Origin of the sequence: Bradyrhizobium sp. AUGA SZCCT0177 (genome assembly GCF_018130125.1) — a bacterium.
Lineage (GTDB): Bacteria > Pseudomonadota > Alphaproteobacteria > Rhizobiales > Xanthobacteraceae > Bradyrhizobium.
In genome coordinates, this window is sequence record NZ_JAFCMA010000017.1 from 26,301 (window position 1) to 46,200 (window position 19,900).

The following is a 19,900-nucleotide window of genomic DNA, read 5'->3' on the forward strand; positions in this document are numbered from 1 at the left end:
CGTGGCGACTTTGGGGGGCTGTAAAGAGCCGCGTGAATTCGTGAATTCCTTTTCTTAGCGTACGACCGAATTGCCCGAGCTCGTGACCACGACCGGCTTGCCGGCCTTCATCACGCGGTTGCTCGCGGTCTGCTGGAAACCTTCGTCCGAAGTGGTGCGCGCCGTGATGCCGAAGGCGGCGACCAGGATGCCCACGACCAAAGCTACGACCACAATCTTGAGATGGGTCGTGCGGTCTGCGCTGTAAATCGAGTGGTTCATGGAAGTCTCCTGCCCGCCTTCCCCTGTGTCGAATTAGACGGCCTCATCGACAAACAGGTTCAACGTCTCGGCACAGGAAACGTAGGAATTCGCTGTTTCGTTCCACAGATGCGATCACAACGCAGTGAAAAGACTTGAACGGCCGCGATTGGAGATCGCGCGGCAGTGTCTCGAAATCAATAATTTATTAATTATTTCAATATGTTAAATGCATATTTCGTGGGTGGTCGCAAAACACCCACGGCGGGGCCGGTTTTTACAAACCGTTTGCCTGTGGCGAAAATGCCTCGCGGCGCCCTTGTCGATTTTCGCGGCGGAACTAAACGCTGCCGACCGTTTTCAGCCGGGCGCGCGGGTGGATTTCGGCCTGCGACAGCACGGTGGTCTGGGCGCGGAACCGTTCCACCAGCGAGCGCACGAACGGGCGGATCGCCGCCGACGTCACCAGCACCGGCGCCTCGCCTTCCTGGGCGGCGCGCTCGAAGCTGACGCGCACCGCGGTCATGAACTCCGACAGCTTTGACGGCTGCATCGCCAGGCTGCGGTCTTCGCCGCTGCCGACGATCGATTCGGCGAACGCCTGCTCCCACCGCGCCGACAGCGCGATCAGCGGCAGATAGCCGTTGTAGGAGGTGTTCTGGGCGCAGATCTGGCGCGCCAGCCGGGCGCGGACGTGCTCGACCATGGTGGCGGGGTTGCGCGAAAACGCCAGCGCGTCGGCAATGCCTTCCAGGATGGTGGAGAGGTCGCGGATCGAGATCCGTTCGGACAACAGCAATTGCAGCACGCGCTGGATGCCCGACATGGTGACCTGGCTCGGCACGATGTCCTTGACCAGTTCGCCCTGTTCCTTCGGCAGGTCCTTGATCAGCTTCTGCACCTCGCCATAGGACAGCAGGTCCGACATGTTGCTCTTCAACAGCTCGGTCAGATGCGTCGACAGCACGGTCGCAGCGTCGACGACGGTATAGCCCTTCAGCGACGCCTCTTCCTTCAGGCTGGCGTCGACCCAGGTCGCGGGCAGCCCAAAAGTCGGCTCGATGGTGTGGATGCCGGGCACGCCGACCTGGTTGCCGGCGGGGTCCATGACCATGAACTGGTTCGGCCAGATCTTGCCGCTGCCGGCGTCGACTTCCTTGATCTTGATCATGTAGGTGTTGGCCTCGAGCTGGACGTTGTCGAGGATGCGCACCGCCGGCATCACAAAGCCCATTTCGACCGCGAGCGAACGGCGCAGCGCCTTGATCTGTTCGGTGAGGCGGTCGGTGCCGTCGGGGCCGTTGACCAGCGGCAGCAGCGCATAGCCGAGCTCGATCTTGAGATCGTCGATCTTGAGCGAATTGGCGATCGGCTCTTCCGCCGCCGCGCTGGCGGCCGCAGCTGCAATATCGGGCGCGGCGAGCTCGGCGGCTTCGGCCGCCCTGGTATTGCGGTTGCGGTTGCGCGCCTTCCAGGCCAGGACGGCGGCGCCGCCGCCGAGCGCCACGAACGGCAGCATCGGAATACCCGGCAGCAAGGCCAGCACCAGCATCACGCCGGCCGACATGCCGAGCGCCTGCGGATAGCCCGAGAGCTGCTTCATCAGCGCCTTGTCGGCGGCGCCGGTGATGCCGGCCTTGGACACGAGCAGGCCCGCCGCGGTCGAGACGATCAGCGCCGGCACCTGGGTGACCAGGCCGTCGCCGACGGTCAGGATCGTGTAGGTGCGGGCGGCATCGCCGAAGCTCATGCCCTGCTGGGCGACGCCGATGATGATGCCGCCGATGACGTTGATGAAAACGATCAAGAGGCCCGCGATGGCGTCGCCGCGTACGAATTTCGAGGCGCCGTCCATGGCGCCGAAGAAGCCGCTTTCGTCTTCCAGTTCCTTGCGGCGCCGCTTGGCGGTGGCTTCGTCGATCAGGCCGGCGGACAGGTCGGCGTCGATCGCCATCTGCTTGCCGGGCATCGAGTCGAGCTGGAAGCGGGCGGCGACTTCGGCGATGCGGCCCGAACCCTTGGTGATGACGATGAAGTTCACGATGACCAGGATCGCGAACACGATAATTCCGATCACGAAATTACCGCCCATCACGAAATTGCCGAACGCCTCGATGACGTGGCCGGCGGCCGCCGTGCCCTCATGGCCGTGGCTCAGGATCAGCCGGGTCGAGGCCATGTTCAGCGACAGCCGCAGCATGGTCGAGATCAACAGGACGGTCGGAAACGACGAGAATTCCAGCGGCGCCTGGATGAACAGGGCCGTCATCAGGATCAGGATCGACACCGTGATCGAGATCGCCAGGAACAGGTCGAGCACGATCGCGGGCAGGGGGAGGATCAGCACCACCAGGATGGTGAGGACGCCGAAGGCCAGCGCGAGATCGCCGCGCCGGAGGATGGTGCCGATTTCACTGAAGCTGGGGAATCCGCCGCTTGCCCCCGTGCCCTGACCTGCCGTGACGTCGACCATGCTTGCAGCTCCTCGCGAATGGCGGCCGCGGCCGCCAGACGTCTTCGCGGCGGCCGAAGGGCCGCCGCTCCGTAAGTGAGGCACCGCACTGGCGTCCACGGGGTTCCTCCCGTTCTACGCGGCTGACGACACTCGACTTCACTGGGCAAATTTTGCCCGGTGTATGGTTAGCAAAGGGTTAATTTCGGGTGCTTGGGCCGTCGTTTGGCCGCCGGATTTGCCCCCTATCTCTGTCGTCCCGGCCTTGAGCCGGGACCCATACGCCGCGGCGGTTGTTTTGAGAGATGATGTTCGACGACTTTCTTTCAATCGCTAACGGCGGTGGTTATGGGTCCCGGCTCAAGGCCGGGACGACGGAGACAGACACACCTCCGCGATCCCGCGGCGCAATGCCCGGGTCATGCAAATCCGTTCCTCCCAAAAACAAGGGAGCAGGGAATGCCGGGTGCGCGCTGCACCCGCGGTCTCGTGTGCAATTGTGCAACAAGAGTGCGCACACGAGCATACAGGGCAGCGGAGAGCATCCGACATTCCCTGCGCAATGGCTTTACGGCTTATATCGCGCTCTCCCCGGTGAGACGGCCTCTATTGCCACCGTCGCCCCTCGGAAGCGTTGGCTCCCGAAAGACTTGACGCCGTTACGGGCGTCAGGACCACACGACTTCACCGTACGCCTTTGTCGCGCGCGTCAAGCGCAACATCGACGTCCACCGCATCCCACCCCGCGTCCGGACGATCGCGATACGCCCCTCGTAGAGGGATGAGACGGGATCAATAAATCGGTGAGTCGGGGTGGTCGTCAAGGAAAATTTCTGCAAATCAGAAAATGATTCCTGGGACACCTGGTGTGCCGTCGACCGCGACTTTGAACTGCCACCTTGACCGAGCACCCCGGCCGGGCGCTGGTTCCAAAACAATCCTTTGAACCTTTGCCCGTCCCTGCAGACAGATAGCTACCGGGGGATTGCACTTTCCGGGGCTAGCACAGCGCCACTCAGCATCATTTGGCTTTGGGGCGCTGTTGCGTGAGTGGCCTATTTTGAATCTGCGAGTGGCCTATTTCGGCCACTAGCCGTTCCTCTAAAGGAAAGGCCTATGACCGAAGGGCGACGTTTCAAACAAATCGACCCGCTCGACAAAGGCCTGTTGAAGGAGGCCGAGCGTCGCTGGAGAGAGGCTCGAATGGCTCTGCCCGGGGTGGTGGAGCGCGACAGGCTTGCTCGCGAAGCGCAACTTGCAGAACCGGCCTCTAGCAAGAGGGTTGCGGCACCCCGCCAGAAGGCTCTGACCAAAGCGTAGGGCCGCCATTTTGTCTTTGGTTCGGACGGCGGATTACGCTGTCGCTAATCCACCCTATGCGCTGCTAACGATTTCGCGATGTGAGCAATATTGATCACTATGTCGGACAGCAGACATGCCAGATTGTCCCGATCACCGCCCGGCCATCGGCTTCCATCGGTGATGAGAACGCCAGTTGCGCTCCCGCCTCCCTCAAGGAATGGAGCAGCGCCCATGCAGCGACGCCGTTTCAAACAGTCCGCGCCACTCGATCAACGTCTATCTCACGAAGCAGAACGCCTCCGTAAAGTAGCCCAAGGCACGCCGCCGGGGATCAAGCGCGACAATCTCATTCGTCAGGTTCGCCAGTTGGAGACCGCCCTTGCAGGTCCAAGAGTGGCTAGGCTCGCCGGGCCTGCAAGCGCGCCGCTGATGCCAGAGTATCGCGCGCTTACATCGTAGGCGAGGACGGGCATTTCATCGGATACGAGCCGATGGTTTGCGCCGATGACAGCGAGGCCGCGGAAAAGGCCAAACACCTTTGACGAGATCTGATGGCCGGCCGACACGCTGAAAAAGTCGAAGGATTGAACGACCAGGACGACCTCGCGAAAGGCGTTGCTCTTCTATCGAGGAGGGCAGTGATTAGATAGGGAGGGGGCAACCCAAGGAGTTGCCATGAAAAAGCCTCTGACGATACCGGACGAGCCGCAACCCCGTAACATCACACGCGCTGACCTTGTGATGACCGCGGGCTTTGGCCTGGAAGTCGATGGCCGGATGAAGACGGTATTTCCAACACTGGAAGCGGCGCAGAAAAGGGCGAGGGATCTCAAAGCCGAGTTTCCGATGCTCCAGGTCAAGGTGTACGACGCTGCGGAAAAGAAGATGCTGGAATTGACGCCGACCAAGTGATGCTATGAGACATAAAAAGTAATCCGCCATTTTGTCGTTGGTTCGGACGGCGGATTACGCTGTCGCTAATCCGCCCCACGCGCTGATTTGAGCTGTTAACATTTCGCGATGTGAGCTGTATTGACCAGATGTCGGCTGCGGGACATGGCAGATTGCACTGGTCACCGCACCGCCCCTGTTGGCCCCTATCGGTGATGAGAACGCGCGGTTTGCGCTCCCGCCTTCCTTTATGGAACGGAGCAGCCCCATGCAGCAGAGGCAGCACGACACGCCACCTGAAATCCTGGAGCAACGTCTTGCCGAAGAAGCACACTGCCTGCGCGAGCAAGCCAAATTGCTTCCACCTGGCGCGGTTCGGGAAGCCACAATCCGCAAGGCACGACAAGCCGAGACCGGATCGCACTTGAGCGACTGGCTGCGATCTCCCGGCCTGAAGGTTCCGAACTAATGCACGCATTCAGCGATAACTACACCTTGGGCAAGTTCAACCCTCCCTCATACGCGAACTGGCTCGCCGAACTTCGCGCCCTGTTTCCTGTCCAGGATGAATTCCTTCTAGCGGATGCGATTTTCAGTTTCCCAAACGCATTCAAGGAAGGAAAGACGCCGCAACAGGCTTACGAGTTGTTCGATAGTTTCGTCAGCGCGGAGGCTTGAATTTGAACGACAACAGCCGTAGGCCATCTGCGGTTGGCGGCCTCTTTGGTTAGAGACCCCTGCCGTCGTCTTTCCGGCTCGTAGTCGAATGGAAGCAACGACCGAACGGCGCATGACGCTGTCGCTAATCCGCCCTCTGGCTAATTCGGTTTGGAACCTCTGACTTGTCAGAGCGTCTGATTGAAGCTTCCAGCCAGAAAGGCGCCCCCCGACTGCTGGAGGAAAACCCGTACCATTCGGGTTGGCGGCCCCCTCGTTGGGGCCGTTTTAAAAATCCGGAAACCGGTACCATTGCTCGCGGTTATCGCAACGTCTTGGCGTGGCGACCTTGGCCGCAATAATCGGCTTGATGCATCTCACCGACCGGATCGACGTTCGCGAACTCCCGTAGTTCTCCTACCGTGAACGATGTTCCACTAAACGGGCACACGACCGTTCGCCGCCAAACCTAGTTGCGCACCGTTATGGCCTTCTTGTAGGTCGCGCGGTCATCGAGGATCTTGACCATGTACTCGGCCACATCAGCGCGGGTGGCTGTTGAGGTGATGTTCCAGCGCAGATCGGTCCGGCCTTCAGGTTTCCGCGAGCCGGCTTGAATGTCAGCGTTGCCGGCCGAACGATCGTCCAATCGCAGTCACTCTCCCGAACAGCTGCCTCCTGCTCCTCCTTGTCTGCCATCACCTCCTTGAGTGCGAGCTTGACCAGGAAGCCTGCGCCGAAACTCCCGGTGTGGTAGCTCTCACCGACACTCACCGAACTCTCAACGATGAGCCGGCCCCGGCCTCGAGGCATGGCGGCCAGAATGTTCCTGGTTCCCACCGAGCAAACCGGGACACCGGGCTGGCGTCGACCCCGATCGTCTTTCGCCTGAGGTATCGCCCCCAACGTGCAGATGATTGCATCCGTACCCTGGACCGCAGATGCCACCGAGGCCGGATCCATTGCATCGCCCTTGACGATTCTGAGACTCGGATGCGTCAAGGGCATGCGCTTTGGGTCACGGACAAAGGCAGTGACGACGTGACCCGCGGACAGGGCGGACTCAACGACGTGCCGTCCTGTCGACCCCGTTGCACCAAAGACAACGACGTTCATCACACCCTCCCGTCGCGCGGCTTCGAAGCGCGATCGCCATGCGCAGTGGTTTGGTCCGTGAAACCGGAAGCATCTTCGCGAAGATACTCAGGCAGCAACAGCTCGGGGGCCTGCCGGGCGCAGTTCAGGCGTTGTTGTTGCGACGACATGATGGAAAGGACTCCTTGGGTTGGCGGCCGCGGCATCGACAGAATTTACCGCGCTGATCCTCAAGACGAGGCAGCCTGGTCGTTTGTGACAGCCGCCTGGCTCATGTTGTCCCTGCTGACCGCCGCCGCCTTCGCACGGCAACCATCGACGACGCTACGTCGCGGTGCGTTTGCGGTCGATTGGGCCCGAGGGAGAGGGCGAGCCATACCAAGGTGTCGGTCCGCAAGGCGGATCGAGCCGAGCTGTCCACGGTCGCTCAAAGAGCGAAGGCGGAAGGCGTCATCCGCCATTTTGTATTCGGTTCCAGCATGTCCGCGGGAGCCGATTTCGTCACCGAACAGGTCGGCCGGGACGAAACCGTTTTCCCGGGCCGCGAAGTCGTCCTGAAACAGAGCGCCGGTAGGGTGCCCCCGCTCAAAGAAGGGGAAGCTCAAACAAGGGGAACGGTCATGTTAGTCGCCATCCTCAATTCGATTTACCGCCATTTCCTCACGGCTGCCATCGTTGGCATGGCAATGACCCAGGGGAGGCGGCGATGATCGAGCTCGTAGCAGCCCTGTTGGCCTTCCTCAGCATAGGCGTTTTCGTGGCGCACGCGTTGGACGCCTATCGCACCGGCTAGGGCCGGCGGATCAAGCTGAAGGCGTAATCCACCATTTTGTATTCGCTTCGAACGGCGGATCACGCCGCCGTCAATCCGCCCTGCGCGCTGGCGAAGCGTAGCGGCCCGCTCACTCAGAGCGGCTTGTCCGAGATGGCGAAAGCGTGACTGCGGTCACAGTCTGCGGGATAGCGCCACGGCATACTCGCTCCAGATCAACGGCGACATATCGCCAAAACACGGAGCGGGACCATGCACAGCCAGACCTCGATCTTGAGCGATGCCGAACTCGACTTCGTGAGCGGCGGTGACAAAAACGCCAAGGGGCAAACGGTGCCCCACAAGGAACCCAAGCCGCCCGTTGTCAATACACCCGTCGTGCCCGCTCTTTTGATCAAGTTCCATTTCTGACGGACTCCGCTCCGTGCGGGTCACGGCGCGCTTCCTGATTCCGTGATCAGGACCGCCTCCAAAAGTGACTGAACTTGCTTCCCCAGCCCTCCGACCTATCCAGAGGCGTCCGAACTGCCCTCTGCGAGGGTTAGATGGCCGAAGTCGTCGTAGAAGCAATCTGCCACCTTCTCGCGGCGCTGTTCGAACTCGGCCGCTATCTGCCACCGCTCAAGCCAAAACCGGGCAAGCCGAGCGTCCCGCAAGTCCCTGCAAAAAGACTGTCCTGATTCAGATTGGCTGATGTCCTCGGCCAGTACCGGACGCCTGGTCCTGGTCTACCTCGGAATTGCCCGGGAGCCGGATTGACCGGCGGTCGCCGATGCGACAGTTTAGTGACATTGATCGAAACGTATTTTTCCCGATTGCGATACTGACATGGATAACAGCGCCGAATATTGGCGGCGGGCGCTAGCGGCCCACGACCAAGCGCGACGGGCCACGAATGAGACGGACAGGGCTGCTTGGCGACGGATCGCCGAGAGCTTTACGACTCTCTTCCGGCAGGTTCAAAGTGAAGAAGCAGAAGCAGAAGAGGCAATGGCCGCTGTCGACTCCGTTGACGCAGCGACAAGCGACGATGTCCTGAAGAACTAGCGCCGGGGCCATGTTGCTTCGAGCCCGGACGGCGGATCACGTTGTCGCTAACACGCCCGACGCGCTTTATTTTTTCTTCCAGAAACGCGCGAGGATTTTGGGCCTGGGTCGCTTCCCGGCAAGTCTGGACCCGCTTGGCGGCGATGCTTGCTTCCTGACCATCCAGCGATGCGTGATATCGCAGCTCGGGCAGTGCAAGGTTTGCAGCTCGAATCCGGGTTGATCTGGCTGCGTGCGAACCAGGGTCATGTCGCTTTGACAGGTAGGGCAATGCGCCGGTTCTCCAGCCTTCATCTTCCCAAGCCTCCCGAGGAAGCGACAGACAGTTAGGGTGTAAACGATAAGAAATTTGTGGCCACATCAAGAAAGGGCATTCAAGGGCCAGCCGACTTGTCCGCCGTATCTCAAGGAGAAGGCGGAAGGCGTCATCGCCATTTTTGTCTATGGACGGTGGATTGCGCTGCCGCCGCCTTACGCACTGATTTGCGCTGTGTGCACAAGTGGACAGAACTAACAGTACCGGCAGCGTATTGTCGTGGCATCACCGCCCGGCCAGTGGCTTCCATCGGTGATGGACCGCCGGTTGCGCTCCCGCCTCCCTCAGGAATGGAGCAGCGCCATGCAGCGACGCAGTTTCAAACAGACCGCCCCGCTGGATCAACGCTTGACGGAAGAGGCAGAACGCCTGCGCAAGGAAGCGCGAGGCACCCCGCCGGGAGTTGCGCGCGACAAGCTCATTCGCCGGGCCCGACAGGCCGAGACAGCTTCGCACATGCAGGAATGGCTGGCGTCACCGGGCCTGCAGGCTCCGCGGTGACGCCCGAAGCCTGCGTCGATCAAGCCACGGCCTGTCTTGCAGAAGCCAACGCCGATCCTGCGCGCCTAACGCAGCCCCCGGCGTCCAATGTGCACTTTTGAACATCATTTCGGAACCAATCATTCCAGCGTCACTTGCCCTGCCGGAGGACTGCAACACTGCAGCAGGGAGCGTTTGAAGTGGATCGTGCGGTTACGATACTGGTCGTCGAGGACGACCAGCTCATTCAGGCCATGGTCGAAGATGCGCTTGCAGACGGCGGGTTCAAATCGGCCATCACAACATCCGGCGAGGAAGCCATTGCGCTTCTCCAGGGTGATGAAACTCAATACCGGGCGGTCGTGACCGACATCAATCTGCTCGGAAGACTGAACGGATGGCAAGTCGCTCGCGCTGCCAGAGAGGCCGATCCGGCGATGCCCGTCATCTATGTGACCGGCACTCACGAAGGGGAGTGGGCATCCAAGGGCGTTCCCAACAGTGTCCTGCTCGCCAAACCCTTTGCCGCGGCGCAGCTTGTGACCGCCATTTCCAATCTGCTCAATACCGGCACGCCGCCGTCGTAGGCGATGTGCCGCGGAAGCGGATCGATCGGCGCATCCATGGCGCGCGGTATCGACAAGGAAGACAAGGCAGCGGCCGGTTGAGCGAACGCGGCGGGCAGGGCCGGATCACATTCCCGGCGGATCAAGCCGCGACGGATTGCGGTTCCGGCCTGGCCGCCACCACGCCGGCGCGCCTGATATTCAGAATCTGCCACTTCGAAGTATCGAAACAATCGGCGGCTTTGGTCTCCGCGGCGGCGGCATCCGGTGCCTGGATGGCGATGTGGAATTTCCTCGCACCGTCACTCAGCGTCATTCTGAAAACCTGCATTCTTGGCTGTCCTCCATCTGATGAAAAGGTGGCGCGAGCAGGGTTAATTTTTCGTTACCGAAGTTTGGCCTGTCGCTAATCCGTCCCACGCGCTGTATGGCATTTCCGGCCAACACGGGAAGGAGATGCGGAAATGACCCTGGACGCGCAGGCCCTGAAAGCCAGAATGCGTGACGATCTGCGCGCCGCCATGAAAGAAGGGCGCACCGATGAAGTTAAGCTCATTCGGGCGCTGGTTGCGGCAATCGACAATGCCGAGGCGCCGCCGCTTGACGCTGATCGGAAGGCTGCCGATCAGCACCGGTTCAAGGAGGGCACGGCAGAAATTGATCGGCTCGCTCTCGGACATGCGCAATTGCAGGTGATCCTGGCTGCGGAAATAAGCGAACGTGAGCACGCCGCGGATGAGATGATCCGTATCGAAAGAGCAGATCGCGCCGCAGCCTTGCGTACCGAAGCGGCGATGGCAAAGCGCTATCTTGGGCTTGTGGAATGAAGTTGAGGCCGCCGCAGTTGGCGGCCTCTTTACTTGCCGTTAAGTCCCCGGCGCGACGATATTCGAATGAGGGTGTTGGCGGCCACGATCGTTGCTCTCCTTGTGCTCCAATTTGTGGACGAGCATTTTCATGGCTCGCACTATTCCCGCAGTGCGAAGGCCGTCATTTCTCACATGGCGAGATCGTCCGGCTAGGCCGCCTCAGGTCCTGTGAAGTTCGTCCCGGCTCCGGCGTCATCCGCCCTTTGGTGTTCGGGTCGGCCGCGAAATGCGCTTTGGTACATGCGCCCCAAGAGTTCCGGAAATGAAACTCCGCGCGATAGGCTGGCAGCGGAACAAAGCCGCTCCGTCGGCGTAAAATCCGGATGGACGATTTGGAAAAGCACAAGGAAGAGGCTCTCGTCGTGATGTCACTGAGCACCGCGACGCTGATCGCGTGCTTTGGTATCGCGCTTGCGTTGCTCTAGGGCCGCGCGCCTCCACCGTATCGTATCCTTCTCACAACCCACGAACAGGCCAGAGCGGAACCGCTGGCCTATTCGGCCTGAGCGGTCGACTTCATCCCCGTGCCCGTTAAGTTGCCTAAAGGACAGACGAAGGCCGTAAATGTCGGTTAGATGACATTATCACCGCGCCGTCCTAGGCATCTTTCGGTGACTGAGAGTTCGTCGCGCTCCCGCCTTTTCCGGAGAGAGCGCCATGCGCGGTCATCGCGAAAATCAACTTCTGTCCCGGCTCGATCGCGCCACGTTCGCGCAGCTCGAGCCGCACCTCACCATCGCAGAACTGCGCCACGGTTTTGCGATCGCGGAAACCCATGCGCATGTCCAGAGGGTATACTTCCCGCATGGCGGCATCATTTCCTGCGTCGTCGAGTTGTCCAACGGAGGGCGGATCGAAACCGGCATGATCGGCAAGGACGGTCAGTACGGCGCAGGCCCCGCGATGGATCACAAGATCTCCCTGAACCATGTCGTGATGCTGGTTGCAGGGTCCGCTTCGGTTGTCGATGCCGATCGGCTGCGCGATCTCACCCAGCAGAATCCTAAACTTCGGAAGATGCTGATGCACTATGAACAGTTCTTCCTCGCACAGGTGCAACAGACCTGTGCGTGCAACGCGGTTCATGACGTCTATTCCCGCACCTGCAAATGGCTCCTGAGGATGCAACAACTCGTCGGCGACGACATGCCGTTGACGCAGGAATTTCTCGCCCAAATGATCGGCGTCCGCCGAACCAGCGTCACGGCAGTGGCGGGAAAATTACAGGACGCCGGATTGATCTCCTATTCGCGCGGCCGGGTTCACATCCTCGACATTGCCAAGATTCAGCAGCGCGCGTGCGAGTGCGATGCAGCCGTCAATTCTCACTACGCGCGCATCTTCGACAGCTGATCAAAGAGCACACCTCATTCGACCGCCTCCAGCGCCCTGACCGCAGTCCCATTTTCCCGATGCCATGCCAGCGCAACACGTCGCAAGCCTCGCGCAGGCGAGCCAATGCCGGCAACGGGCCGGGCGGTGCGAGGGTTTGAAATGTCAGAAACCGGGCAGACGATCCGAGCGACGGCGGTTTAAAATCGGGCATTGGCAGTTTTTGTGAGGTAGAATGCCATGGCTCAGACGAGGAGGAGGCGGGTCAAGCACACGGCCACTTTTGAGGAGCGGCTGGCGGAGGAGGCCCTGCGATTCAAGGAAGCGGCGGAAGAGCAACCTGCCGGCAGCATGGCTCGGGAGCTGCTTTTGCGCCGGGCGCAACAGGCTGAAACAGCTTCACGCATGAACCGGTGGCTGTCGTCGCCAGCGCTGGCATCGCGCAAGTGAATGGGCACCGCGCGTCCTGCAGCGTAACAGAAAGCTGCCGGCATAGCAGGCAACGGGCGGCCCGGCCGGCTGTGCCCGGCGCGTGGCGTTACCCGGTCGTGAGTTCTACGGTGAGGATTGTTCGCCCGGTGCCGTCGGGGCCGTCCGTGACCCACACCTTCCAGGGATCGCCCGACCAGAGGCCGTCGGTTTTGCCGAGGTTCAGCAACTCCCGGACGGCGCGAACGGCTTCCTCCTGGACCGCGCCCAAATCCGCAAGGTCAAGGCCGGTCGGGTCCAGGGTTGTGGCGCCATTCGCCAAGTGGAAATAATGCCGCGCCATAGTTGTGCTCCGGGGAAGGCGGGAGCGTCGCTCTGTCACCGATATATACCTGGGGAATCGGGCGATGATGTCCGCACGCTAACTGCCCCTTCGCCGTTGGTCTGCTCGCTAAGCAACGTTGGGACGGAAAGCTTGCAAGACTCTGTAGCCATTGTTCGCTGACCGACAGAGCAACCTATTGCGAATGTGTAGGTTGAGTAGCGTGTTCGCCTTGGTGGTTGAGAAACCGGCATGCCGCGATATTATTTTCACATCGATGAGCTGGACACCGATCCTGACGGCACCGAACTGCCCGACCTCGAAGCCGCGCGCCGGGAAGCGCTGCTGGCGGCGCGCGAATTGCTTGCCGAGTGGATCGTCCTCGCTGCCGACGGCATGCCGATGAGGATTCTGATCGCGGACGAGGCAGGAAACGTGCTGGATACCGTCCATCTGCACGACGCGCTGCCGCGAGCGCTGCGGGAGAAATAGAACCAGCGTCTCATTGCGGCCTTTTCATTGGGCCTTGTCAGGTCCGTCATCATTGCCAGGGAGGGCAGGGGCTGGCCTGATGGCCTTGAAAGCTTCGCGCCTGCCAGCGCGGCCACCCGTTCGGCTGTGGCGCACGAATTTCATCGTGCGGCCGGATGCAGAACCGTGGTATGTTGAGAGATTAGCGCGACCGGCATTGATTGCAGACAAGTATCGAATTTTTTCCGATGGAATACCGCGGCAAGAATTATCTGGTTTTCGAAGGCGATCAGCCCAATTCGTGGCGATGGGCGGTGACGCTTGACGACCACACCACCAAAACCGGCGAAACGAAAACGCGCAGCGAGGCCATCACGCAGGTGGTGCTGGCCGTCGACCGGGCCCTTTCAAAATCGGGCAGCCGATGAATAGGGCCGCCAACGGGCCTGCTGGACCGGCTCAGTAGCCCCGGCGATAACGCCGCTCGCTTTGTCTCGGCGCTGCCGCATGAGCGTAAAACGGGTTGAGGAGGCACTGCGCAGCGCGGCCGGAAGCCGATGCCGCGCATTGGGCCATCGTATAGTAGGTGCAATCTTCGAAAGAACCGCCTCTCGGTGGAACGACATGCGCACAAACTGGAAACGCCGGGTCATAGGTCTGCGCCGGAGCTTGTTCGGCTGCGGTAACCAGACCAATCGTCAGAAACGCCAAAGCCAAAATGCGCATCGGAACATCCCTCGAAGTCGCCAACCAGAACAGCCTCGCGGGTTTATTGTTGAGCCCGCTTGCCGGAGCGAAACGTCTGCCGCCAAAGCACGGCACAGACGCGCAACACGGTCACTGATACTAGCGCGCCTTCTCCCGCCGCACGCCCTCGAATTTAGCCGCCTCGGTCATCCCTGCCGGCTTTTTCAGGTACATGGGGTGAAAATCCGTGATGGGTCAGAAGGTTCCGAGCGGCCGAGGCTTCGTTACAAGGCTTCGTTATTAGGCTTGGTGATAGGCTTGAGCATCAACACAGATAAGGCCGCTTCAGTTGGGCGCCCTTTGTGATTCCGATCACATTCCTGCAAAAACAGCCTCGGCACACTCGCTCCAGATCAACGGCGAGCTCCTCGCCAAACACCGAGCGGGACGATGCGCAAGATAGTCGGTTTCGTGCTTCTCGCCCTGCTCGCTGCGGCGGCGATGCACCCCAACAACAGATATCATCCGCCGGCAGCGACCAGCCACGTCATGAACGCCTCGAACATGACCAGGAATTAATTCGCCCCGGGGGTTTGAACTTTTGGAGGGGTTGGCCCGTCTATCTATCGAAAGCGATTCACAGCAATTCGAGGAGTTTCGACCATGCGCCGCAATGTTTCCCTTGCCATTCTGGCAGCCGTTTCCGCCTTGACCGTCGTCGGATCGATGTCGCCAGCACCCGCAGCCGAGCGCATCCAGGATCGCTATTGCCTGCAGGGCCGCCAGTGGGGCTATCCCGGCAATTGCCAGTTCTCCAGCTACCAGCAGTGCATGGCGACCGCGTACGGGACCGACGCCTATTGCGGCATCAACCCCATGCACGCCTACGCCTACTATCCGCGTGGCCGTTACTACGACCGGTACTGATCTGCGCGCGGCCTGTTTCGGCCAGGGCCATAGGGCGGAAAGAGCCCGACGGGTCGCGCAAGGCGCGGCCCGATGAACAGGTGGCGGCGCAGTCCGCCCTCCTGTCTTGGGTTCGAACGGCGGATGGCGCTCCAGCTCATCCGCTCGACGCGTTAGGCCGTGTACTCATAAATTTCCGATGTCCGCTATGCCACCAATAGCGACTAGAAAGCGGACAATGCTGGATGTCCGAGAAGTGCCCATGAGCTGACATGCCCACCCCAAATTTACCGTGACCCGACCAAAAAACCACCTTGAAGCCCGCTTTCCGCATTAACGTCGAAGCGATAGGTTACGGCGGTACGCACAGGCATTGCGAAAACGTTGTTTAAGGGGGATCCGCGATGACGATTGTTTTCGTTCACGGAAATCCTGAAACAGAGGCAGTATGGGACGACTTAGTCCCGCATTTGCGCAACCACGACGTTGTTCGTCTGTCTCCACCCGGGTTTGGCTCCGCAATCCCTTCGGGCTTTGACTGTTCCACCGACGCTTATCGCGACTGGCTCGCCGTCGAACTTGGAAAGTTGGCACAACCCATCGATCTTGTGGGACATGATTGGGGTGGCGGACATGTCATCCGCATCGCGATGGACCGTCCAGATCTGATACGGTCCTGGGCAAGTGATATTTTGGGCGCCTTCGACCCTGATTACGTCTGGCACGACATGGCACAGGCTTGGCAGACGGCAGAAATCGGCGAGCAGGCGCTTGCACAGATGGCCAGCATGCCGGCAGAGGCCCGAGTCGAGCGGTACGTGAGCCTGGGCATGACCAGAGCAATCGCTCAGAAAGTGATCGCAGGTGCGAACGCGGACCTGGGTCGAGCGATTTTGTCGCTGTACAGATCAGCCGCTCAACCGGTGATGCGCGATCTCGGTGCGAGCTTGCCGCGAGCCGTTGCCAAACCCGGCCTAGCGATTATCGCTACGGAAGATACCTTTGTTGGCGGAGAAACGCTCGCGCGCCGTTCTGCAGAGCGCGCCGGCGCAAAAGTCGCAGTGCTGGAAGGAGCGGGTCATTGGTGGATGTGCCAGCAGCCCAAACAAGGTGCGGATGCGATAAACGCGTTCTTGGCAAACCTCAGCTAGGTCAGGTCTTTATCAACGTTGCTTGCCGACCGTGGCTATGACGCCGATTGGATCAGGGGGCTCGCCATGAGGCGAGGCGCATGGGCCAACATCCCGCCAAAACGCAATCGCAACGATCCGATCTGCTTCAGCCCTTATCTCTACCGCGAGCGCAACCGGATCGAGCGTTTCTTCAATCCGATCAAGCAATGCCGTCGGGTTGCGACGCGCTACGACGAGCTGGCTGCCAACTTCCTTGCCTTCGTGCAACTTGCGTCAATCAGGCTATGGCTCCGCGCTTATGAGTCCACGCGCTAGTTCGTCAGCCGTATCGGCGACGCCGCCACAAAAAGCTTTGTGAACGCCGATTGGATCGAGGCGACGTCTGACGCCACCGTAAAATACTTGCCTGCGCACGCCGACAATGCGATCGGAATATCGTCGACGCGGGTCGCGCCGCCGAGGCTGCCGGGCTGGCCGAGCGTCGCGTTGTAACCCCAGTCCCAGGTCATCGGATAATAGGGCGTATTGATGATCGCAACGGTGACGCCCTTGCTCTTGAACGTGCTGCAGAAGGCCGTATCGAACACCTTGACCTGGGATCGAAGCGATGGCTCCGAGACCCACGCCCGTGTCGGATCGTTGACGCCGTCGGTGGCAATGATCACCATTTTCTGCGGACTCGACGCTGAGCTGCCGTCACCGGCGGGGCCGACATCGCTGATGAATTTCGATATCAGGCTGTTGAAGGGCGTTGCCGCCGATGCGTCGGTGTTGGCAAGCGCAGGCGCCGGGAAATTGCCGGATACCATCGAATAGGTGTAGGTCGGAGCCGTCAGTTGCGTCAGGTTGTCGTCGAACGACCACAGCCCGACCTTGACGTGGGATTTCAGGCTGGAATTGCTGTTGAGGTGTGTCAGCAGATTCTGGACGCCCTGATTGACGACCTGGTAGCGCAATTCGATTCCCTTGTTCAGGGCCCAGGCATATGAATCGGTGCCGTTGGCCTTGTCATGACAGGCCAGCGCGCAGCCGCCCTGGCCGTTCATCATCTGCGTGATGCCCGCACTGGTCGATGGCAACAGCATCGATGCGGAGATGTCGATCAGGAGGTAGACGTTCAGGTAAGGTTGGGCCGTCGAACTCGACTGCGAGGCCGTCGACAATTGCGTGGTCGGATGGCCGGCCACCTTCATGAAGGAGTTGGAAACGGTGCCCGTCGCCGTTCCCTTTCCCGCAAGCGTGAGGCCGTTCATCGTGAAGGTGGTACTGATGCTGGCCGAGATGCCCGATGTTATATTGGCGGAGAAGAAATTGGCGGCAGCGGCATTGGCTGCCGCAATCGCCGCGGTGCTGCTGGCGCCGGAATCGAGCGCTTGTTTGCCGGCGATCGAGCCGGCCAGGATCGCGGCATCGAGCGCCGACTGCATCTTGGTGCGCTGATTGTTCGCCACCGAATAGTCGATGGCGCAGCCGACGGCGATCAGCAGGGGCACCAGGACAATCCCGAACAGGACCGCGATATTGCCCGAGCTGTTTTTTCCAAAGCGGGCGACGCACTCGATCGCGCCGATCCTCGTCGAATTGGCAACGTTGGCCAGAGCCCGAAAAAATTGAAGATGCACGGTTGGGCTCGCCCTCGGATCTATGTCAGCCGGTAATGGTCGGTGCCGGGCTTGATAGACGGCAAACACTAAAGTTCCATTGAACGATCCCCGCGATTTCCCGCAAGGCGCTGCTTTGGCGGTGCGCGATTTCCGTACTTCTACGGAATTGTTGCCGTTATGCTTTCAATTTGGGCAGGCGGATCAAGCTGTCGCCGGTCCGTCCTGGGCGACGTCCGTGTCTGCCCCCGGTGGCCCAAATTGATTTCGGGAGTGTCCTGGCTAGAAATTTCGCCGTCCTTGTCGGGGGACGTCATTTGCAGATATTTGACCTGCGGGAGCGGCCTGAGTTCTTCAATACCGTCGCTGACCGGGTGTGGCGTGCCTGGTGGGACCCCTCCGGCCACCCATACTCCACGGTATCGAACGGCTTGCTCGATATGATGAAGGGCGATCCCATCTCCTTTGCTGTCGTCGCGGCGGACGGAGATCGGTATCTGGGGTCGACACTTGGCATCGCGTGCGATCTTCCCGAACGCAGGCAGTACGCGCCGTGGGTAGCCGCCGTGTGGGTTGAGCCGGAGCACAGGCGGCAAGAGGTTGGACGCGCGCTGGTGCGGGCATGCGGCGCAATGCTGTTTCGAACGCGGCTTCCCGCGCGCCTATCTGTGCTCATCGCCGGAGCGATTGGCATTCTACACGCGGATGGGATGGACCCCCATCGAGCACGGGGTGGGGAGCATAACCAGACGGTCTATGTGCTGGAACGATAAGGCCGCCTCGGTTGCCGGCCTTTTTCATTGCCCGCGCGCTGGTTTCAATCCTCAGAAACCTCACACAGTCCCCTCCGGATGGTGCATAATGTCTCATGGCAAAAGCAAAAGTGACCTTCAAGACCGTCCGGATCGCAGATGACGACTGGACTATCCAGGCAGATTATCCCGGCAGCGAACAACGCGAGATCACCGGGCTGACCAGCAAGGCAGATGCCGACGACTGGATGAACGGAAACCGCAAGGTCGCGTGGCTCCGATCCCAGGGCTACGCCAAGTGACCCGGTAGGGCCGGCGGCCGGATTAGCCAACGGGTCCCGCGCAAGGCGCGGCCCGATATCCTGAATTCATCGACTCGCAGGCGATTGCCGGCAACCACGATCGGTTTTTTTGCGCACCAGCGGCGCTGTCGGCTACTTGGCCGGGATGGCCGGCTGAACCGGTGCCGGGCCGGGCGGCGTCGGCTTGATCGCAGATTCAGGCCGGGTCGGATTAACCGTCGCGCCGGCGTCATTCACCGTATTGAATGTCGTGCCGGGAGGCGTCTGGGGTGGCCGTCGGTCAATGATCAGGTTGGTGTGATCTACCAGGATGATGGTGGTAATCGAGACGGCCGCGACAATCACGGCAATGATCACGGGTTTTCGCAAAACGGTTGCCATACACGTCAACGCCGTCCAGGCCGCGGGGTTCCAGCGCCGGCAGCGCTGGCTGATCCGCGAAACGTCGCAGCAGCATTCAAGCTGCCGTCGTGCTCCATCCGGCTATGAAATGCTTCTGCGCAGAGCGGGCATTGTCCCGGGCCGCAGTGGTCTGTTATCACCGACAAGCCATCCGTTGAAAAGCCAGCCCAGCGAAAGATCATGAGTTTCTTCGAGCGATTGAAGACCGCAGCATCCGCCGAGTGGCGCGCCTACACCGAGCATGCCTTTACGAACGCCATGGCGGACGGCTCGCTCGCCGAGGCGGCGTTTCGTCACTATCTCGTTCAGGATTATTTGTTCCTGATCGAGTTTGCGCGCGCCTACGCGCTCGCGGTCTACAAGGCGCCTCAGCTGGCGGACATGCGCGAGGCGGCGGCCGGCCTTTCGGCGATTCTCGACGTCGAGATGGACCTGCACGTCAAACTCTGCGCCGGCTGGGGGCTGTCGCCCGGCGATCTCGAACAAGCCCCTCCGGCGGTCGAGATGCTGGCCTATACCCGCTATGTGCTCGACGCCGGGATGCGCGGCGACCTGCTGTCGCTCAAGGTGGCGCTGGCGCCTTGCGTGATCGGTTACGCCGAGATCGCAACCAGGCTCGCCGCGCACCCGAACGCGCTGCTCGCAACCAACCCATATCGTGTCTGGATCGCCGAATATGCCGGTGCGCCCTATCAGGAAGTTGCGGCGAACGCGCGGGCGCATCTGGAATCCCTTGCCGATCGCTACGCGACGCCGGCCCGCGAGGCCGAGCTGATCGCGACCTTCAAGGAAGCAACCCGGCTCGAAGCCGACTTCTGGGAAATGGGCTGGCGCGTGGGCAAGTCTTGATAGGTCGCTCGCAGGTCCGGGGTCGCG

Annotated in this window: 29 protein-coding genes and 2 pseudogenes; 21 read left to right on the forward strand and 10 right to left on the reverse strand. The window is 60.8% G+C overall.

All coding sequences use genetic code 11. The features are described from left to right. Positions 1-54 precede the first annotated feature (54 nt). Both JQ597_RS20345 and flhA read right to left on the reverse strand, forming a co-directional pair. On the reverse strand, positions 55-261 hold the full coding sequence (locus JQ597_RS20345; protein WP_212265993.1) for a hypothetical protein: 207 nt from the start codon (positions 259-261) through the stop codon (positions 55-57). Between the two features lie 319 nt (positions 262-580). After that, entirely contained in the window at positions 581-2,713 is a 2,133-nt protein-coding gene (gene flhA / locus JQ597_RS20350) for a flagellar biosynthesis protein FlhA (protein WP_212265994.1), read from the reverse strand. Between the two features lie 1,095 nt (positions 2,714-3,808). On the opposite strand from flhA, the gene JQ597_RS20355 reads away from it, so the two are divergent. From JQ597_RS20355 to JQ597_RS20370, 4 genes are all read left to right on the forward strand, one after another. Continuing rightward, positions 3,809-4,012, forward strand: a complete 204-nt coding sequence (locus JQ597_RS20355; RefSeq protein WP_212265995.1) for a hypothetical protein — start codon at positions 3,809-3,811, stop codon at positions 4,010-4,012. A 657-nt stretch (positions 4,013-4,669) separates the two neighbouring features. Further along, positions 4,670-4,906, forward strand: coding sequence for a hypothetical protein (locus tag JQ597_RS20360; protein WP_212265996.1), 237 nt, complete (start codon positions 4,670-4,672; stop codon positions 4,904-4,906). 247 nt (positions 4,907-5,153) lie between these two features. Continuing rightward, positions 5,154-5,354: a hypothetical protein gene (locus JQ597_RS20365; RefSeq protein WP_212265997.1), complete on the forward strand. Its 201-nt coding sequence runs from the start codon at positions 5,154-5,156 to the stop codon at positions 5,352-5,354. Beyond that, positions 5,354-5,563 carry a hypothetical protein gene (locus JQ597_RS20370; RefSeq protein ID WP_212265998.1) on the forward strand — a complete coding sequence of 70 codons (210 nt, stop codon included), beginning with the start codon at positions 5,354-5,356 and terminating at the stop codon, positions 5,561-5,563. Before JQ597_RS20365 ends, JQ597_RS20370 begins: the two co-directional genes overlap by 1 nt. 448 nt (positions 5,564-6,011) lie before the next feature. Here JQ597_RS20370 and JQ597_RS37715 read toward each other — a convergent pair whose 3' ends face one another. Further along, positions 6,012-6,191 (reverse strand): hypothetical protein, encoded by a 180-nt coding sequence (locus JQ597_RS37715; RefSeq protein ID WP_249148054.1) that lies wholly within the window; start codon positions 6,189-6,191, stop codon positions 6,012-6,014. 11 nt (positions 6,192-6,202) lie between these two features. Next, a pseudogene (locus tag JQ597_RS38485) lies at positions 6,203-6,658 on the reverse strand (NAD(P)-dependent oxidoreductase); the annotation flags it as partial. Positions 6,659-7,020: 362 nt separating this feature from the next. On the opposite strand from JQ597_RS38485, the gene JQ597_RS20380 reads away from it, so the two are divergent. From JQ597_RS20380 to JQ597_RS20395, 5 genes are all read left to right on the forward strand, one after another. Further along, complete coding sequence (locus JQ597_RS20380) at positions 7,021-7,347, forward strand: hypothetical protein (protein ID WP_212266000.1); 327 nt, start codon at positions 7,021-7,023, stop codon at positions 7,345-7,347. A gap of 314 nt (positions 7,348-7,661) precedes the next feature. After that, positions 7,662-7,820: a hypothetical protein gene (locus JQ597_RS20385; protein ID WP_192739897.1), complete on the forward strand. Its 159-nt coding sequence runs from the start codon at positions 7,662-7,664 to the stop codon at positions 7,818-7,820. 134 nt (positions 7,821-7,954) lie between these two features. After that, the gene (locus tag JQ597_RS38120) at positions 7,955-8,089 is read left to right on the forward strand and encodes a hypothetical protein (RefSeq protein WP_283813442.1); all 135 of its coding nucleotides are present in this window, start codon (positions 7,955-7,957) and stop codon (positions 8,087-8,089) included. 986 nt (positions 8,090-9,075) lie between these two features. Then, positions 9,076-9,273 (forward strand): hypothetical protein, encoded by a 198-nt coding sequence (locus JQ597_RS20390; RefSeq protein ID WP_192739899.1) that lies wholly within the window; start codon positions 9,076-9,078, stop codon positions 9,271-9,273. Positions 9,274-9,452: 179 nt separating this feature from the next. After that, the gene (locus JQ597_RS20395; protein ID WP_212266001.1) at positions 9,453-9,839 is read left to right on the forward strand and encodes a response regulator; all 387 of its coding nucleotides are present in this window, start codon (positions 9,453-9,455) and stop codon (positions 9,837-9,839) included. A 121-nt stretch (positions 9,840-9,960) separates the two neighbouring features. On the opposite strand, the gene JQ597_RS20400 is transcribed toward JQ597_RS20395, so the two are convergent. Beyond that, positions 9,961-10,149 (reverse strand): hypothetical protein, encoded by a 189-nt coding sequence (locus JQ597_RS20400; RefSeq protein ID WP_212002287.1) that lies wholly within the window; start codon positions 10,147-10,149, stop codon positions 9,961-9,963. A gap of 133 nt (positions 10,150-10,282) precedes the next feature. On the opposite strand from JQ597_RS20400, the gene JQ597_RS20405 reads away from it, so the two are divergent. Next, positions 10,283-10,645, forward strand: coding sequence for a GatB/YqeY domain-containing protein (locus tag JQ597_RS20405; protein WP_212266002.1), 363 nt, complete (start codon positions 10,283-10,285; stop codon positions 10,643-10,645). A gap of 639 nt (positions 10,646-11,284) precedes the next feature. On the opposite strand, the gene JQ597_RS20410 is transcribed toward JQ597_RS20405, so the two are convergent. Beyond that, the gene (locus tag JQ597_RS20410; protein ID WP_212266003.1) at positions 11,285-11,464 is read right to left on the reverse strand and encodes a hypothetical protein; all 180 of its coding nucleotides are present in this window, start codon (positions 11,462-11,464) and stop codon (positions 11,285-11,287) included. Between the two features lie 87 nt (positions 11,465-11,551). Between JQ597_RS20410 and JQ597_RS20415 the strand changes: the two genes are divergently transcribed. Both JQ597_RS20415 and JQ597_RS20420 read left to right on the forward strand, forming a co-directional pair. Further along, complete coding sequence (locus JQ597_RS20415) at positions 11,552-12,040, forward strand: Crp/Fnr family transcriptional regulator (protein WP_212266004.1); 489 nt, start codon at positions 11,552-11,554, stop codon at positions 12,038-12,040. A 219-nt stretch (positions 12,041-12,259) separates the two neighbouring features. After that, positions 12,260-12,469, forward strand: coding sequence for a hypothetical protein (locus tag JQ597_RS20420; protein ID WP_212266005.1), 210 nt, complete (start codon positions 12,260-12,262; stop codon positions 12,467-12,469). A gap of 88 nt (positions 12,470-12,557) precedes the next feature. Here JQ597_RS20420 and JQ597_RS20425 read toward each other — a convergent pair whose 3' ends face one another. Beyond that, a complete protein-coding gene (locus JQ597_RS20425; protein ID WP_212266006.1) occupies positions 12,558-12,791 on the reverse strand; it encodes a DUF6894 family protein in 234 nt (77 codons plus the stop codon). Between the two features lie 231 nt (positions 12,792-13,022). Between JQ597_RS20425 and JQ597_RS20430 the strand changes: the two genes are divergently transcribed. Both JQ597_RS20430 and JQ597_RS20435 read left to right on the forward strand, forming a co-directional pair. Beyond that, positions 13,023-13,262 carry a DUF6894 family protein gene (locus JQ597_RS20430; protein WP_212266007.1) on the forward strand — a complete coding sequence of 80 codons (240 nt, stop codon included), beginning with the start codon at positions 13,023-13,025 and terminating at the stop codon, positions 13,260-13,262. A gap of 227 nt (positions 13,263-13,489) precedes the next feature. Then, positions 13,490-13,669: a hypothetical protein gene (locus JQ597_RS20435; RefSeq protein ID WP_212266008.1), complete on the forward strand. Its 180-nt coding sequence runs from the start codon at positions 13,490-13,492 to the stop codon at positions 13,667-13,669. Between the two features lie 31 nt (positions 13,670-13,700). Here JQ597_RS20435 and JQ597_RS20440 read toward each other — a convergent pair whose 3' ends face one another. Beyond that, positions 13,701-13,967, reverse strand: coding sequence for a DUF3551 domain-containing protein (locus JQ597_RS20440; protein ID WP_212266009.1), 267 nt, complete (start codon positions 13,965-13,967; stop codon positions 13,701-13,703). 411 nt (positions 13,968-14,378) lie between these two features. On the opposite strand from JQ597_RS20440, the gene JQ597_RS38125 reads away from it, so the two are divergent. The 4 genes and pseudogenes from JQ597_RS38125 to JQ597_RS20455 all read left to right on the forward strand — a co-directional run. After that, a complete protein-coding gene (locus JQ597_RS38125) occupies positions 14,379-14,507 on the forward strand; it encodes a hypothetical protein (RefSeq protein WP_283813443.1) in 129 nt (42 codons plus the stop codon). Between the two features lie 84 nt (positions 14,508-14,591). Then, on the forward strand, positions 14,592-14,855 hold the full coding sequence (locus JQ597_RS20445) for a DUF3551 domain-containing protein (protein WP_192739909.1): 264 nt from the start codon (positions 14,592-14,594) through the stop codon (positions 14,853-14,855). A gap of 383 nt (positions 14,856-15,238) precedes the next feature. Further along, positions 15,239-15,985 carry an alpha/beta fold hydrolase gene (locus tag JQ597_RS20450; RefSeq protein WP_212390062.1) on the forward strand — a complete coding sequence of 249 codons (747 nt, stop codon included), beginning with the start codon at positions 15,239-15,241 and terminating at the stop codon, positions 15,983-15,985. 18 nt (positions 15,986-16,003) lie between these two features. Beyond that, positions 16,004-16,282, forward strand: a pseudogene (locus JQ597_RS20455) (transposase); the annotation flags it as partial. Here the strand turns inward: JQ597_RS20455 and JQ597_RS20460 are convergent. Beyond that, positions 16,279-17,589, reverse strand: a complete 1,311-nt coding sequence (locus JQ597_RS20460) for a TadE/TadG family type IV pilus assembly protein (protein ID WP_312011801.1) — start codon at positions 17,587-17,589, stop codon at positions 16,279-16,281. The pseudogene JQ597_RS20455 and the gene JQ597_RS20460 overlap by 4 nt on opposite strands. A gap of 296 nt (positions 17,590-17,885) precedes the next feature. On the opposite strand from JQ597_RS20460, the gene JQ597_RS20465 reads away from it, so the two are divergent. Both JQ597_RS20465 and JQ597_RS20470 read left to right on the forward strand, forming a co-directional pair. Then, positions 17,886-18,341, forward strand: coding sequence for a GNAT family N-acetyltransferase (locus tag JQ597_RS20465; protein ID WP_212266010.1), 456 nt, complete (start codon positions 17,886-17,888; stop codon positions 18,339-18,341). A gap of 95 nt (positions 18,342-18,436) precedes the next feature. Beyond that, positions 18,437-18,622: a hypothetical protein gene (locus tag JQ597_RS20470; RefSeq protein ID WP_212266011.1), complete on the forward strand. Its 186-nt coding sequence runs from the start codon at positions 18,437-18,439 to the stop codon at positions 18,620-18,622. A 132-nt stretch (positions 18,623-18,754) separates the two neighbouring features. Here JQ597_RS20470 and JQ597_RS20475 read toward each other — a convergent pair whose 3' ends face one another. After that, positions 18,755-19,003 (reverse strand): hypothetical protein, encoded by a 249-nt coding sequence (locus tag JQ597_RS20475; protein WP_212266012.1) that lies wholly within the window; start codon positions 19,001-19,003, stop codon positions 18,755-18,757. 201 nt (positions 19,004-19,204) lie between these two features. Here JQ597_RS20475 and tenA point away from each other — a divergent pair, with 201 nt between their 5' ends. Then, positions 19,205-19,873, forward strand: coding sequence for a thiaminase II (gene tenA / locus JQ597_RS20480; protein WP_212266013.1), 669 nt, complete (start codon positions 19,205-19,207; stop codon positions 19,871-19,873). The last annotated feature ends 27 nt before the right edge of the window (positions 19,874-19,900 follow it).

Coding starts and splice junctions, on each gene's coding strand:
- JQ597_RS20425 (WP_212266006.1), bottom strand. CDS start 12,791: ATGGCGCGGCATTATTTCCACTTGGCGAATGGCGCCACAACCCTGGAC.
- JQ597_RS20405 (WP_212266002.1), top strand. CDS start 10,283: ATGACCCTGGACGCGCAGGCCCTGAAAGCCAGAATGCGTGACGATCTG.
- JQ597_RS20475 (WP_212266012.1), bottom strand. CDS start 19,003: ATGGCAACCGTTTTGCGAAAACCCGTGATCATTGCCGTGATTGTCGCG.
- JQ597_RS20410 (WP_212266003.1), bottom strand. CDS start 11,464: ATGGGTTTCCGCGATCGCAAAACCGTGGCGCAGTTCTGCGATGGTGAG.
- flhA (WP_212265994.1), bottom strand. CDS start 2,713: ATGGTCGACGTCACGGCAGGTCAGGGCACGGGGGCAAGCGGCGGATTC.
- JQ597_RS20370 (WP_212265998.1), top strand. CDS start 5,354: ATGCACGCATTCAGCGATAACTACACCTTGGGCAAGTTCAACCCTCCC.
- JQ597_RS38125 (WP_283813443.1), top strand. CDS start 14,379: ATGCGCAAGATAGTCGGTTTCGTGCTTCTCGCCCTGCTCGCTGCGGCG.
- JQ597_RS20470 (WP_212266011.1), top strand. CDS start 18,437: ATGGCAAAAGCAAAAGTGACCTTCAAGACCGTCCGGATCGCAGATGAC.
- JQ597_RS20360 (WP_212265996.1), top strand. CDS start 4,670: ATGAAAAAGCCTCTGACGATACCGGACGAGCCGCAACCCCGTAACATC.
- JQ597_RS20445 (WP_192739909.1), top strand. CDS start 14,592: ATGCGCCGCAATGTTTCCCTTGCCATTCTGGCAGCCGTTTCCGCCTTG.
- JQ597_RS20415 (WP_212266004.1), top strand. CDS start 11,552: ATGATCGGCAAGGACGGTCAGTACGGCGCAGGCCCCGCGATGGATCAC.
- JQ597_RS20400 (WP_212002287.1), bottom strand. CDS start 10,149: ATGCAGGTTTTCAGAATGACGCTGAGTGACGGTGCGAGGAAATTCCAC.
- JQ597_RS20440 (WP_212266009.1), bottom strand. CDS start 13,967: ATGCGCATTTTGGCTTTGGCGTTTCTGACGATTGGTCTGGTTACCGCA.
- JQ597_RS20390 (WP_192739899.1), top strand. CDS start 9,076: ATGCAGCGACGCAGTTTCAAACAGACCGCCCCGCTGGATCAACGCTTG.
- JQ597_RS20345 (WP_212265993.1), bottom strand. CDS start 261: ATGAACCACTCGATTTACAGCGCAGACCGCACGACCCATCTCAAGATT.
- JQ597_RS20435 (WP_212266008.1), top strand. CDS start 13,490: ATGGAATACCGCGGCAAGAATTATCTGGTTTTCGAAGGCGATCAGCCC.
- JQ597_RS20365 (WP_212265997.1), top strand. CDS start 5,154: ATGCAGCAGAGGCAGCACGACACGCCACCTGAAATCCTGGAGCAACGT.
- JQ597_RS20450 (WP_212390062.1), top strand. CDS start 15,239: ATGACGATTGTTTTCGTTCACGGAAATCCTGAAACAGAGGCAGTATGG.
- JQ597_RS20385 (WP_192739897.1), top strand. CDS start 7,662: ATGCACAGCCAGACCTCGATCTTGAGCGATGCCGAACTCGACTTCGTG.
- tenA (WP_212266013.1), top strand. CDS start 19,205: ATGAGTTTCTTCGAGCGATTGAAGACCGCAGCATCCGCCGAGTGGCGC.
- JQ597_RS20355 (WP_212265995.1), top strand. CDS start 3,809: ATGACCGAAGGGCGACGTTTCAAACAAATCGACCCGCTCGACAAAGGC.
- JQ597_RS20420 (WP_212266005.1), top strand. CDS start 12,260: ATGGCTCAGACGAGGAGGAGGCGGGTCAAGCACACGGCCACTTTTGAG.
- JQ597_RS20430 (WP_212266007.1), top strand. CDS start 13,023: ATGCCGCGATATTATTTTCACATCGATGAGCTGGACACCGATCCTGAC.
- JQ597_RS38120 (WP_283813442.1), top strand. CDS start 7,955: ATGGCCGAAGTCGTCGTAGAAGCAATCTGCCACCTTCTCGCGGCGCTG.